Origin of the sequence: Kribbella alba (assembly GCF_039529635.1) — a bacterium.
Taxonomy (GTDB): domain Bacteria; phylum Actinomycetota; class Actinomycetes; order Propionibacteriales; family Kribbellaceae; genus Kribbella; species Kribbella alba.
In genome coordinates, this window is the sequence record NZ_BAAANE010000015.1 from 148,341 (window position 1) to 161,141 (window position 12,801).

Annotated in this window: 11 protein-coding genes; 5 read left to right on the forward strand and 6 right to left on the reverse strand. The window is 67.9% G+C overall.

The window, feature by feature from the left end; genetic code table 11:
- Window positions 1-15: 15 nt before the first annotated feature.
- Window positions 16-1,254, forward strand: a complete 1,239-nt coding sequence (locus ABD210_RS31395) for a glycosyltransferase 87 family protein (protein ID WP_344116556.1) — start codon at window positions 16-18, stop codon at window positions 1,252-1,254.
- Here ABD210_RS31395 and hypB read toward each other — a convergent pair.
- The 3 genes from hypB to ABD210_RS31410 all read right to left on the reverse strand — a co-directional run bounded on the left by hypB (window position 1,144) and on the right by ABD210_RS31410 (window position 3,257).
- A complete protein-coding gene (hypB, locus tag ABD210_RS31400; protein ID WP_344116557.1) occupies window positions 1,144-1,953 on the reverse strand; it encodes a hydrogenase nickel incorporation protein HypB in 810 nt (269 codons plus the stop codon). The genes ABD210_RS31395 and hypB overlap by 111 nt on opposite strands.
- A gap of 1 nt (window position 1,954) precedes the next feature.
- The gene (locus tag ABD210_RS31405; RefSeq protein WP_344116558.1) at window positions 1,955-2,284 is read right to left on the reverse strand and encodes a hydrogenase maturation nickel metallochaperone HypA/HybF; all 330 of its coding nucleotides are present in this window, start codon (window positions 2,282-2,284) and stop codon (window positions 1,955-1,957) included.
- A gap of 100 nt (window positions 2,285-2,384) precedes the next feature.
- On the reverse strand, window positions 2,385-3,257 hold the full coding sequence (locus ABD210_RS31410; protein ID WP_344116559.1) for a hypothetical protein: 873 nt from the start codon (window positions 3,255-3,257) through the stop codon (window positions 2,385-2,387).
- Between the two features lie 185 nt (window positions 3,258-3,442).
- Between ABD210_RS31410 and ABD210_RS31415 the strand changes: the two genes are divergently transcribed.
- The 3 genes from ABD210_RS31415 to ABD210_RS31425 all read left to right on the forward strand — a co-directional run bounded on the left by ABD210_RS31415 (window position 3,443) and on the right by ABD210_RS31425 (window position 7,488).
- Window positions 3,443-5,032, forward strand: coding sequence for an N-acetylmuramoyl-L-alanine amidase (locus ABD210_RS31415; protein WP_344116560.1), 1,590 nt, complete (start codon window positions 3,443-3,445; stop codon window positions 5,030-5,032).
- Window positions 5,029-6,240, forward strand: coding sequence for a SpoIID/LytB domain-containing protein (locus ABD210_RS31420; protein WP_344116562.1), 1,212 nt, complete (start codon window positions 5,029-5,031; stop codon window positions 6,238-6,240). Before ABD210_RS31415 ends, ABD210_RS31420 begins: the two co-directional genes overlap by 4 nt.
- A gap of 93 nt (window positions 6,241-6,333) precedes the next feature.
- Window positions 6,334-7,488, forward strand: a complete 1,155-nt coding sequence (locus ABD210_RS31425) for a glycoside hydrolase family 76 protein (RefSeq protein ID WP_344116563.1) — start codon at window positions 6,334-6,336, stop codon at window positions 7,486-7,488.
- A gap of 9 nt (window positions 7,489-7,497) precedes the next feature.
- Here ABD210_RS31425 and ABD210_RS31430 read toward each other — a convergent pair whose 3' ends face one another.
- Together ABD210_RS31430 and ABD210_RS31435 are read right to left on the reverse strand one after the other, a co-directional pair.
- Entirely contained in the window at window positions 7,498-8,382 is an 885-nt protein-coding gene (locus tag ABD210_RS31430) for a peptidylprolyl isomerase (protein ID WP_344116565.1), read from the reverse strand.
- A gap of 96 nt (window positions 8,383-8,478) precedes the next feature.
- Window positions 8,479-10,251 carry an acetyl/propionyl/methylcrotonyl-CoA carboxylase subunit alpha gene (locus tag ABD210_RS31435; RefSeq protein WP_344116566.1) on the reverse strand — a complete coding sequence of 591 codons (1,773 nt, stop codon included), beginning with the start codon at window positions 10,249-10,251 and terminating at the stop codon, window positions 8,479-8,481.
- 128 nt (window positions 10,252-10,379) lie between these two features.
- Between ABD210_RS31435 and ABD210_RS31440 the strand changes: the two genes are divergently transcribed.
- Window positions 10,380-11,303 (forward strand): SMP-30/gluconolactonase/LRE family protein, encoded by a 924-nt coding sequence (locus ABD210_RS31440; protein ID WP_344116568.1) that lies wholly within the window; start codon window positions 10,380-10,382, stop codon window positions 11,301-11,303.
- Here the strand turns inward: ABD210_RS31440 and ABD210_RS31445 are convergent.
- A complete protein-coding gene (locus tag ABD210_RS31445; RefSeq protein WP_344116570.1) occupies window positions 11,290-12,729 on the reverse strand; it encodes an Nramp family divalent metal transporter in 1,440 nt (479 codons plus the stop codon). The genes ABD210_RS31440 and ABD210_RS31445 overlap by 14 nt on opposite strands.
- Window positions 12,730-12,801: the final 72 nt, after the last annotated feature.

The following is a 12,801-nucleotide window of genomic DNA, read 5'->3' on the forward strand; positions in this document are numbered from 1 at the left end:
GCCAGGCTGGATGGAGTGACGGGGAGATTGGGGAACCCGGCCAGGCTCTGGTGGCTGGCCGGCGCGGTTTGCGTCGCGATAGCGATGCTGCTGCCGTTGGTATGGAACCACACCGGTGCCGATCTGAAGGTGTACCGGCTGGGCGGTTCGGCGATCCTGGCCGACCCGTCGACGCTGTACGGCGCCCGGCTGCGCGACATCTCGATGCCGTTCACCTATCCGCTGTTCGGTGGTCTGCTGATGGTGCCCGTCTCCTTGCTGCCCTGGCCTGTTGCCTACGCCGCCTCGATCGCGGCATCACTGGTCGCCCTGGTGGCGATCTGGCGGCTGAGCCTGCGGAAGGTCCTCGGCCGCACGCACCCCGCGGTACTGGTCGCTCTGGTGGCCGGGTCGTTGCTGCTGGAACCGGTTCGCGAGACCCTCTCGTACGGTCAGATCAACCTGATCCTCTGCGCGATCGTCCTGTACGACGTACTCGACCAGAAGCATTTTTCCCGGGGGGTCTGGATCGGGATCGCCGCCGGGGTCAAGCTGACCCCGCTCGTCTTCTTCGGCCTGCTGCTGGTCACCAGGCAGTGGCGAGCGTTGCTGCAGGCAACGGCCGCGTTCGCCGCCACGGTGGCACTCGGTTTCCTCGTCGCTCCTCGAACCGCGCTGGACTACTGGACCCACCTGATCGGGGACACCGGGCGGATCGGAGGCCTGGCCTACTCCGGTAACCAGTCCTGGAACGGATTCCTGATCAGGCTGACCGGCGACCTCGCAGGAGGCGGCCGCGCCTGGCAGGCAATGGTAGGTCTCACGGTGATCGGTGGCCTCTGGGTGACCTGGCTGCTCTGGCGCCGCGGCGAACAACTCGCCTCGGTCTCCGCCTGCGCCCTGATCGGCCTGCTCTGCTCGCCGGTCTCGTGGAGCCACCACTGGGTCTGGATTCTGCCGCAGGGCATCTCGCTCTTGTGCGTACTGCGGGGCAGGTGGCGGGTCATCGTCGGAGCGCTGTGGTTCGGGCTGTTCCTGGTCGCCCCGATCTGGTGGCCACCCCGCCGGAACAACCTCGAGCTGAAGTGGACCCCGCTGGAACAAGTCGCGGGCAACGCCTACCTCTGGCTGGCCCTGGCAGGCATTGCCCTGCTGGTGGTGGCGTCAAAGAGCGGCGAGCCAGTCGAGCCAGCTGGAGAGGTTGTCGCCTCGGGTGGCGGAGATCTGCAGCACCTGGGCGTCGGGCTTGAGCTGGCTGATCAGGCCGAGACATAGGTCCACGTCGAAGTCGACGTACGGGAGCAGGTCGATCTTGTTCAGCAGGACGAGGTCGGCGGTACGGAACATGTACGGGTACTTGGCCGGCTTGTCGGCGCCCTCGGTCACCGAGATGATCACCACGCGCGCGGTCTCGCCGAGGTCGAACAGCGCGGGACAGACCAGGTTGCCGACGTTCTCCACGAAGACCAGCGAACCGTCCGGCGGAGCCAACTCGGTCAGGCCGGAGCCCAGCATGTCCGCATCCAGGTGACAGCCAGCGCCGGTGTTGATCTGGACGACCTTGCTGCCGGTCGCCATGATCCGCTGCGCATCCAGCCAGGTCTCCTGATCGCCTTCGATAACAAGGGTTTCGCGCTTGCCTGCCAACGCGTGCACGGTGTTCTCCAGCAGAGTCGTCTTGCCGGAGCCGGGCGAGCTCATCAGGTTGACCGCGGTGATGCCCTGCTCCTGCAGCCGATGCCGGTTGGCCGCCGCGAGACTGTCGTTCTTGCTCAGGATCTCCTGCTCCAGCAGGATCGTCCTGGTCTGCTCCACCGTCGGCGCATGCCCGTGCCCATGCCCATGCCCATGCCCATGCCCATGGCCGTGCTCTTCACCGTGGTCGTGGTCATGGGGGTGCTCGTGCTGCTGACTCTCGACCAGGTTGACCCTGGTCCCGCTGCCCTCGCCGGAACAACCACAGGTGCTACACACGTCAGCGCACCTCCACGGAGATGATTCTCAGCTGCTGGCCGCTGAGCACTTCGAGATCCGCGCTACCGCACGGGCACAGCATGATCGGGTCGTCGAGTCCGAACTCGTCACCGCATTCCCGACAGTACGCCCGCCCGGGCGGCTCGTCGATGTCCAACCGCGCATCCTGCAACCCGGTGCCCGCGGCCACGATCTCGAAGCAGAACCGCACCGAGTCCGGAACCACCCCCGACAACTTCCCGATCTCCAGACGCACCCCTGCCACCGGCCCATCCCCGACCTTGTCGACGATCGCCTCCACCACGCTCTCGGTAATAGCGAGCTCGTGCACCCTTGTGACGGTAGATCCACCCGCCACCTGTCACAACCCACCGGCCGCGTGGCCGCCTGGCCGCTCCGAGCTGCGACGCAGGAGCTGCGTGGTCGCAGTACTAGAAGTCGAAGCCGCCGAAGTCGCCGCCGCCGCCGTCTCCGCCGCCGAAGTCCCAGCCGCCGGAGTCGCCGCCGCCGCCGTCGCCGCCCGAGTCCTGGCTGAAGTCGAAGCCGTCGCCGCCCCCGTCGCCACCACCGCCGTCGCCCCCGTCGAAGCCGCCTCCGTCGAAGCCCCCCGCGTAGTCGCCGTAGCCGCCGCCTGCGAACATGCCGCCGAGCATCGTGCCGAGGAACATACCCGTCATCACGCCGCCGAGACCGCCGAACAAGCCTTGTGCGTAAGGCGAGTAGGCCGGGCCGGCTTCCCAGTACGGGACGCGCTGCGGGCCGACCATGACCTTGCGGACGTCCGGCTCGGCACCCGCGCGGACGCGCTCGGCGTCCGCCGCGCAGGCCGGCACCTCGCGGGGCGCTCCGCCGGGCGGGGCCCACATCACGTCCTCGACGGACGGGCCGTGCTGCGGGTTGAAGAAGCAGGAGGGGCGCCGCTGCGGTAGCGGTTCGCCGTTCACCCGGGCGCGGACGTTGGCCATCGCGTACCGGCCGTCCTCGAGGATCTCGATCACGTGCTTGATCTGCTCGGCCTCGGTGACGTTGGTGAGCGCCTCCTTGGCTGCCTCGTACGAGTCCAGGGCGCGCTGGTAGTCCTGCCGGGCGCCGTCGCCGAGGTCCTTGCCGACCATGTCGAGGTCGAGGTCCTGCAACTCCTCGCCGAACTTGGTGATGTCCTCGTCGGCGGTGCGCTTCACCGACTCGAGCTCAGCCGAGGTGATCTCGTCACGCTTCTTCGTCTCCAGCTGCGTTCGCCGGTACGAACGGTAAGCCAGTACGCCGATCACGACGACCGCGATCAGCAAGATGGTGGTGAACATGGCGAGCCTTCCTCCACGAGTGTTGCGTCGAGCCTACCGGCGTAACCCAATCGTGCGGAAAACCGAGGGTCACCCTCCCCGTCGCCACGCAGGGTGAACGGAATACCACGAAATTCGGTCACTGTGTGTAGATAATCGATCACTGCCGCCCTCAGTCGCACGCTGCCCACGCACAGGGATGACCCATGAGACAGACCCGACTTGCGGTGACCGCGGTGACAGGCCTGGCGCTGTTCGTCCCGCTCGGCCCACCGACCTCCGCCGCAGCACCCGCCGCATCCGGCACCCAAACGGTCGACCCGTCCTACCAGGAACTGCCACTGCAGCAAGGTCCGGGAACGACGTCCGCGACCGCGGCGGCTCCGGAGACGAAGCCGTTCGGGCTCGTCGGTGTCACCTGGCCGCATCGCGCGAGTTCCCGGCAGGTGGTCGCCAAGGTCCGGGTCCAACGCGGCGGCGTGTGGTCCGCGTGGGAGACGCTGCCCGTCGAGGATGAGCACGGACCGGACCCGGCGCAACCCGAGGGCCAGGAACGATCCGGCACCGAACCGTTCTGGGTCGGCAACGCCAACGGGGTCGAGGCATCCCTGGCGACGCTCGACGGTACGACGATCCGCGACGCCAAGGTGGCTCTGATCCAGCCCGGCACGAGCCCTGCCGACGCGAACCCGCCGACGGGAGTCGCCGCCGCTCAGGTGGACAGCCGCGCGCCGTACCCGATTCCCGCGGTCATCGGCAGGCGCGGTTGGGGTGCGGACGAGCGGCTGCGGAGCCACAACGGCACGGCCTGCGCGAAGCCGAAGTACACCCAGTCCGTGCAGGCGGCCTTCGTTCACCACACGGCCGACCGCAACGACTACACGCGTGCGCAGGTCCCGGCGATGATCCGCGGCATGTACGCGTACCACGTGAAGAGCCGCGGCTGGTGCGACCTCGGGTACAACTTCCTCGTCGACAAGTTCGGCCGGGCCTTCGAGGGTCGCTACGGCGGTATGCAACTGCCGGTGCTCGGCGCGCACACCGGCGCGTTCAACAGCAACTCGTTCGGCGTCTCGCTGATCGGCAACTTCGAGAAGGCGACCCCGACGTCCTCGATGCTGGAGACCACGGCCAGGATCATCGCCTGGAAGCTCGACGCCAACTACCGCTCGCCACTGGCCACGGTCGTCCTGGCGGGCACCAACTTGCACACCGTCTCCGGCCACCGCGACACCAAGGCGACGGCGTGCCCGGGCAACAACCTCTACTCCAAACTCGGTTGGCTGAAGCAGCGGATCAACGTGCTGATGGGTAGGAGTGTCTCCACCGAGATCTATCAGTACGCCCAGAAACTCGGCGGCTATCGCACCATCGGCCAGCCCTTCTGGGGCGAACATCCGACCAGGAAAGGCCGAGCCACGTACTTCGGCGCCCGCGACATCTACTGGTCTCCGGCCAGCGGCGCCCGCAGCGTGCAGGGTGGTTTCCGTACCTACTTCCGCCGGTTCGGCCCGGACGGCCTCCTCGGCATGCCTGTCGCCGAACAGGGCAACGGACGTGTGCCGGGAAGTCGGCTGCAGCGGTTCCAGGCCGGAGCGATCTACTGGTCGCGGGGCGTCGGCATGCATGCCGTGAGCGGCCAGATCTCCCGCAAGTACGGGGGTCTCGGCGCGGAGCGGTCCCGTCTCGGCCTGCCCATCTCGGAGCCGTTCAAGGTGAGCGGCGGTGTACAGCAGAAGTTCCAGCACGGCCGCCTCACGTTGAGCCACCGCACCCAGAAGGTCTACGTCACATGAGACGAGCGATCCTGGTCGTCCTGGTGCTGGCGACCCTTCCCAGCGGACTCGCGGCGGCCCGCGACGCGGAACCACCGCAAGCGCAGGCGACGACCACGATCAGCGGCCGCGGCTTCGGCCATGGACGCGGAATGTCCCAGTACGGCGCCCAGGGCGCGGCCATCGCGGGCAAGAACCTCCAGCAGATCCTCGACTTCTACTACCCCGGCACCGCGGTCGGCAAGGCGACCGGGAACCTCCGCATCCGGCTGACGGCCGACTTCACCGACGGGGTCCGGGTGGTTGCCGCGAACAACCTCCGGCTGCGCGACCTCAAGGCCGGCAAGGTCTACACGTTGCCCAAGGCATCAACCCGCAACCAGTGGTCCATCGACCCGTATGGCGAGCACGGCACCCGGGTCAGCTCGTTCGACGCGAAGAAGCGGACCTGGACCGTTTGGCGCACCCTCAAGGGGATGGCACAGTTCGAAGGACCGGGCGTGATCGCGCTCATCCTGCCCACCGGCCGGCAGGCAACCTACCGCGGCATCATCCGGGCGACCGATACTGCCGGGTCCCACCTGGACACGGTCAACGTGCTGTCGCTGGAGACCTACCTGCGAGGCGTGGTCCCGCGGGAAGCCGTGGTGACGTGGCGTCCAACCGCACTACAGGCGCAGGCTGTTGCCGCGCGCACCTATGCGGTGTACCACCGGAAGCGGGCAGGGAATCGCGCCTACGACTTGTGCGACACGATCGCCTGCCAGGTCTACGGCGGCTACGCCGACGAGGAGCCCTCGACCAATGCGGCGGTCACGGCGACCGGGGGACAGATCCGCCTTTACCGGAACACCCCGATCATCGCGGAGTTCTCCTCCTCCAACGGTGGAGCCACCGAGGCCGGCGACGCGCCGTACCAGCTCGTCAAGACCGACAGTTGGGACGCGTATCCGGGCAACCGGAATCCCAACGCCAGTTGGACGGTGACCAGACCGACGGCCCAACTCCAGGCGGCGTTCGGGGTCGGCGCGATCCGCAGCCTGCGGGTGATCGCCCGTACCGGTGTCGGCCCGGGCGGTGGGCGGGTGCTCAAGGTCGAGGCAGTCGGCGCGTCCGGCAAGAAGGTGCTCACCGGCGACCAACTGCGGGGGAAACTCAGCCTTCGATCGGCGTGGTTCAGCTTCGTCCCACCGCAGCCGATTGCGCTTGATATGCCAACCACTCCGTAAAATCCGCTGATCGTGAAGCATTGACGCCGAATCCCTGCGACGGTTAGAACGTGACATCGATGTCAACCGCTGCCGCCCAGGAGGAGCACCTCGATGCGCCCAAAATTTGGTATATCAACTGCAAGGATCACCGGCGGATTGCTGGCGGTCTCGATGCTCGGCGCGCTGCACGCCCCCGCAGCCGATGCCGTGGCTAGCCCGGCCGCCCGCGCCGCGGCGTCGTACCAGGCGCTGAACAAGTACTTCGACGCCGGCCAGGGCCTGCTGCTGGAGGAGTACCCGAACACCCAGCAGAACCCCTACTCCTACGTCTGGCCGTACTCGCAGGCCGCGGTCGCCGCGGAGAACCTGGCGGGTATCCCGGGGTCCGGGCTGAAGGCGTCCGCCGAGGCCCAGCGCAGGCTCGACGCCTACCAGCCCTACTGGAACGCCACCACCACGCCGAAGGGCTACGACTCCTATCTCCGGCCGCCGCTCGGTCAGGGTGGCGACAAGTTCTACGACGACAACGAGTGGATCGGCCTGAACCTCGTCCAGCACTACCAGCGGACTGGTGACCGCTCGTCGCTGGCGCGGGCCAAGGAGATCTTCGCGCTCGTCGTGCACGGCTGGGACACCGATCCGGCGCACCCGTGCGCGGGCGGCGTCTACTGGACCCAGGCGCCCTGGAGCCAGGACCGCAACACCGTGTCGAACGGCCCCGGCGCTGAACTCGGCGCACACCTCTACCTGCTGACCCGGGACAAGTCGTACCTGACCTGGGCGAAGCGGATGTACGCCTGGGCGCAGGAATGCATGCTCGCCCCGAACGGCCTGTACTCCGACCACATCGACCTGGCCGGGAACGTCGAGAAGACCCAGTGGAGCTACAACCAGGGCGTGATGCTGGGCGCCGGCACTTTGTTGTTCAAGGCAACTGGTGAGAAGAAGTACCTGGCGGACGCGAAGTCGGTCGCGAAGGCGTCGCTCGCCTTCTACGGCAGCGAGGACCGGCTCTGGAAGCAGCCGACCCGGTTCAACTCGATCTACTTCAAGAACCTGCTGATCCTCGACTCGGTCGCGCCGGACCGCAGCTACAAGGCGACCATGCAGGCCTACTCGGACCGGGCATGGAAGGAGGCCCGCGATCCTGCCACGGGCCTCTTCCACTTCGCTGACGGGCCGGTCCAGCTGCTCGAGCAGTCCGGCATGGTCCAGATCGACGCGCTACTGGCCTGGCCTCGCAGCCGGTACGACGAGCTGGCCTGATGGTCCGGCTCAGGTTGCGGCAGTAGCGGTCTTGATGTTGACCGGGGTGGCGGGCTTGCCGTCGGTAGGCCCGCCCTCCGGGATGACGCCTGCGTTGGCCACCTTGTCGATCGCCTTCAGGCTCGTCGCGTCGACCGTGCCGAAGGCCGTGTACGCCGGGGTCAGCGCGGACGCGTCGCCGTACACGATGAAGAACTGGCTGCCGTTCGTGTTGGGACCGGCGTTCGCCATCGCCAGGGTGCCCCGGCCGTACTTCAGCTGCGGGTAGACCTCGTCGTTGAAGCTGTAGCCGGGACCGCCGCTGCCCGAGCCGGAGGGGTCACCGCACTGGAGCACCTGCAGGCCGGCGCCCACGGTCAGGCGGTGGCACGTGGTGTTGTCGAAGTACTTCTGGCCGACCAGGCTGAGGAAGCTCTTCACCGCGCAGGGGGCCAGGCTGCTATCCAGCGTCAGGTGCAGGTCACCGATCGAGGTGCCGAGCGTGACCGCCGAGGTGCCGCTGGCCTTGACCTTGCCGTTGGCCGGCGGGTTCACCGTCTTGCTGGCCGGCGTGGTCGACTTCTTGTAGGTGCAGTCCACCTGGGCGGGGAGCGCGGTCGGCCGCTTCGGCGGGGCCGCGAGAGCGGTCGGGATCGACTTCGGCTTGTTGTCCGGCCCGGCTGACGACGGCAGTGCCGTCGGCGCCGACGGCGAGGGAGAGCCGCTCGCGGCCGGCGTGTCGTTGCCGGTGTTGCGCAGCACCACGAAGCCACCTCCGATCACCACGACCACCGCGACGATGGCCGAGATCGTGATCGTCAGCATCCGTCGCTGGCGGCGGCGCTCGGCCTCACGTTCGGCCTGGCGCTGCGCCTTGCGCTGCGCGAGCTGATGCTGATGGGTCTTCTTGGACATGCAGGTCTCTCCTCAACCTCGCGGCAACACAGTGTGCCGTGAGCGATAGTAGAGCCGAACCTGCTAGCGGTACCTGAGAACAGCCTGTAAATCCTCTCAGTCCTTGATCTCGCAGATCGCGGCGCCCGCGGCGACGGTCGCGCCGACCTCGGCGGACAGGCCGGTCACGGTGCCGGCCTTGTGCGCGTTCAGCGGCTGCTCCATCTTCATCGCCTCGAGCACGACGATCAGGTCGCCCTCGGCAACGACAGCGCCCTCCTCGACCGCGATCTTGACGATCGTGCCCTGCATCGGCGACGTCAGCGAGTCACCCGACGCGGCCGCGCCCTTACCGCTGCCACCGGCCCGCTTGGCGGGCTTCTTCTTGGCGTTGCCGCCGGCTGCGACCGCGGAGGCCCCGAGCCCGGCGGGCAGCACGACCTCCAGGCGCTTGCCGCCGACCTCGACGGTGACCCGCTCCCGTTCGGGGGTCTCCGCGCTCTCCGCGACACCGTCGTACGGGGGGATCTTGTTGTCGAACTCGGTCTCGATCCAGCGGGTGTGGACGGCGAAGCCGTTCTCACCGGTGAAGGCCGGGTCGCTGACCACGGCCGCGTGGAACGGCACCGCGCTCGGCATGCCCTCGACCACGAATTCCTTCAGCGCGCGGCGGGACCGCTCGAGCGCCTGGGTGCGGTCGCGGCCGGAGACGATCAGCTTGGCGACGAGCGAGTCGAACGAGCCGGGCACGGTCTCGCCCTGGTCGTAGCCGCCGTCGAGCCGGATGCCCGGGCCGGACGGCGCGTGCCACTTGGTCAGCGTTCCGGGCGCGGGGAGGAAGCCGCGGCCCGGGTCCTCGGCGTTGATCCGGAACTCGATCGAGTGACCGGACACCGCCGGGTCGTCGTACCCGAGCTCCTCGCCGTCGGCGATCCGGAACATCTCCCGGACCAGGTCGATCCCGGTGACCTCTTCGCTGACCGGGTGCTCGACCTGCAGGCGGGTGTTCACCTCGAGGAAGGAGATCAGGCCGTCCTGGCCGATCAGGAACTCGCAGGTCCCGGCGCCGACGTAGCCGGCCTCACGCAGGATCGCCTTGGACGACTTGTAGAGCGTCTCGAGCTGCTCAGCCGAGAGGAACGGCGCGGGCGCCTCCTCGACCAGCTTCTGGTAGCGGCGCTGCAGGGAGCAGTCGCGGGTCGAGATCACCACGACGTTGCCGTGGGCATCCGCCAGGCACTGGGTCTCGACGTGTCGCGGCTTGTCCAGGTACCGCTCGACGAAGCACTCGCCGCGACCGAAGGCGCTGATCGCCTCACGGGTCGCGGACTCGAACAGCTCCGGCACCTCTTCCATGGTCCGGGCCACCTTCATGCCGCGACCACCGCCGCCGTACGCCGCCTTGATCGCGATCGGCAGACCGTACTCCGCGGCGAAGGCGAGCACCTCGTCAGCGTCCGCGACCGGGTTGGGCGTGCCGGGCACCTGCGGGGCGCCGACCTTCTCGGCGATGTGCCGGGCCTTGACCTTGTCGCCGAGGGAGTCGATCGCGCTCGGCGGCGGGCCGATCCAGATCAGCCCGGCGTCGATCACCGCCTGGGCGAACTCGGCGTTCTCGGCCAGGAAGCCGTAGCCCGGGTGCACCGCGTCCGCGCCGGAGCGGGCCGCGACGTCGAGGATCTTGGCGATGTTGAGGTAGGAGTCCGCCGGGGTGGCACCGTCCAGCGAGTACGCCTCGTCGGCGAGCCGGACGAACAGCGCGTCACGGTCGGGGTCGGCGTACACGGCGACACTGCCCAGGCCGGCGTCGGCGGCGGCGCGGACGACCCGGACGGCGATCTCGCCCCGGTTCGCGACCAGCACCTTGGTGATGCGCTTGCTGTCAGACACAGCTGAACTCCCTTCGGCAACGCCTGAGTCTAGGGTCAAGCCGCCCGCTGGAGCACAGGGCCTTGCTCACATCGCCGTAGGATCGCGGGTGACAACGCAGTCAGCCGAACGATCGCGAGGAGTGCCGCATGCTCGAGCCGTTGGCCGGAACCGTTCCCGCCGTCTGGGAGAAGCTGGACGACCGCTTCGCCGGGATCCGCGGTGATGCCCACCTCGAGCGGTTGTGGACCGGCGGGCGCTGGCTGGAGGGACCGGTGTATTCCCCGGGCGGTCGGTACGTGCTGTTCAGCGACATCCCGAACGACCGGATGCTGCGCTGGGACGAGACGTCGTACCAGGTCTCGACCTTCCGGCACCCGGCCGGCAACACGAACGGGCACACGCTCGACCAAGAGGGCCGGCTGGTCAGCTGCGAGCACGGCAACCGCCGGGTCACCCGGACCGGACACGACGGCCGGGTCCGGGTGCTGGCCGACAACTGGGAGGGCAAGCGGCTGAACAGCCCGAACGACGTGGTCGTCCGGCCCGACGGATCGGTGTGGTTCACCGACCCGGCGTACGGGATCGACAGCGACTACGAGGGGTACAAGGGCGACATCGAGACCGGTGGTTGCCATGTCTACCGGATCTCCCCGGGCGGCGAGCTGAGCATCGTCGCGGACGACTTCAACCGGCCGAACGGGCTGGCCTTCTCCAACGACGGCCGTCTGCTCTACATCACCGACACCGAGGAGGCCACGATCCGCGTCTTCACCGTCGAGGGCGACCGGCTCTCGGGCGGTGAGTTGTTCGCCGAGTGCGGCAACGGCGCCTTCGACGGCATCCGCCTCGACAACCAGGGCAGGGTCTGGGGAGCCGCTGCGGACGGTGCCCACGTCTACCACCCCGACGGCACCCTCCTCGGCAAGCTTCACGTCCCCGAGACGGTCTCCAACCTCTGCTTCGGCGGCCAGAAACGTAACCGTCTGTTCCTGACCGCCACCACCTCCTTGTACTCGCTCTACACCACCGTCAACGGTGGTCCCGAGGCTTACGACCTCACAGCTTCTTGACCTGGTCGATGATGGTGAAGACGGCCAGGAAACCGAAGGCCAGGAACGAGAACAGCATCACCGCGGCGCGCAGGGGAGTGATCCGGATGGCGCGGGGCAGCGCCGTGCGGTTCATCCACCAGAGCAGGATGGAGTAGAAGAACATCATCGTGCCCGCGGTGCAGGCCGAGATCACCAGCAGCACCAGCGGCTGGGTCAGGCCGGCCAGCAGCACGATGATGCCGAAGGCAACCAATCCCCAGACCAGCCAGAAGTACAGCTTGGACTCGCTGACGGTCGACGTGCGCAGGTAGCGGGCCTTGATCATGTCCGAGGCCAGCCGCGAGGTGTAGTCCACGATGCCCGCCGCCGCCGCGAACAACGCGAACGCGCCGATCGCCCAGAAGAGGTAGCCGAACCAGCCGCCCACCAGGGACTGCAGGGTGACGCCCTCGATCTTGAGGAAGCTGATGTTGTTCTTCACCGCGGGATTCCCGAACAGGGTGGCATGCGCGAGCATCGAGGTGAAGACGATCGTCAGCACGGTGATGAGGACGAACGTCATCGCCTGCTCGACGTTGGCGAACTTCCACCAGCGCCGCCAGCGGGCAAGGTTCGCCTCGTCGGGCGGGAACGTGTATCCGTTCGCGGTCGGGTCCGCCTCCTTCTCACCGGTGACGGGCGAGGTCAGCCTCGGCACGTGCACGCCCATGCCGAATCCCTTGTCGCGGATCCAGTTGCTCTGGCACAGGTTCTGCCCGCCACCGGCCCCGGCGTACGCGATCGCACCCATCATCAACGCGAAGCCGAGCGTCCCGACCGGGAACTGCGGCTGGGTGACGGCATCGCCCAGCGCGCTGTAGGTCTTGCCGCGGATCGCGAAGATCAACGCCAGCACCACCAGCAAGGCGACGGCCGCGATCTTGACGAAGATCAGCCGCTCCAGCATCACGTAGACGACCGGTGCCAGGGTCAGCATCAGGCCGATCACGACCAGGATGCCGATCGCGATCCAGCGTGGATCGCCGGCGCCGAACAGATAGGTCAGCATCGAGGCCGAACTGGTCGCCCACCCCGGCCAGAGGTTCGCGAAGTACGTCATGACCGCGAAGAACAGGCCCCAGTGCTTGCCGTAGCGGTTGAAGCCGGTCAACGCTGTCTCACCAGTTGCCAGCGTGTACCGCTCGATCTCCATGTTCAGGAACCACTGGATCACGACGCCGACGACGGCGCCCCAGAGGAACACCAGGCCGACCTGGGAGGAGATGTACGGCCAGAGGATGAACTCCCCGGAAGCCAGCCCGACGCCGGCCCCGACCATGCCGGGGCCGACGATCCGCCAGGCCTGGGACGGTGGTTCGGGCAGGTCGCGGACCTGTGGTGCGGGCAGATTCTTTGTCGGCAGGTTGAACCGATCAGCGCGGTCTGTGGTTGTGGTCTCAGCCATGGGCTCCTCACTCCCTCGACCCCCTTTTGCCGGACCATAACGGCTCCACCGGCGACGGGCGACTCGACACGA

Coding starts and splice junctions, on each gene's coding strand:
- ABD210_RS31410 (WP_344116559.1), bottom strand. CDS start 3,257: ATGTTCACCACCATCTTGCTGATCGCGGTCGTCGTGATCGGCGTACTG.
- ABD210_RS31430 (WP_344116565.1), bottom strand. CDS start 8,382: ATGTCCAAGAAGACCCATCAGCATCAGCTCGCGCAGCGCAAGGCGCAG.
- ABD210_RS31415 (WP_344116560.1), top strand. CDS start 3,443: ATGAGACAGACCCGACTTGCGGTGACCGCGGTGACAGGCCTGGCGCTG.
- ABD210_RS31425 (WP_344116563.1), top strand. CDS start 6,334: ATGCGCCCAAAATTTGGTATATCAACTGCAAGGATCACCGGCGGATTG.
- ABD210_RS31440 (WP_344116568.1), top strand. CDS start 10,380: ATGCTCGAGCCGTTGGCCGGAACCGTTCCCGCCGTCTGGGAGAAGCTG.
- ABD210_RS31445 (WP_344116570.1), bottom strand. CDS start 12,729: ATGGCTGAGACCACAACCACAGACCGCGCTGATCGGTTCAACCTGCCG.
- ABD210_RS31420 (WP_344116562.1), top strand. CDS start 5,029: ATGAGACGAGCGATCCTGGTCGTCCTGGTGCTGGCGACCCTTCCCAGC.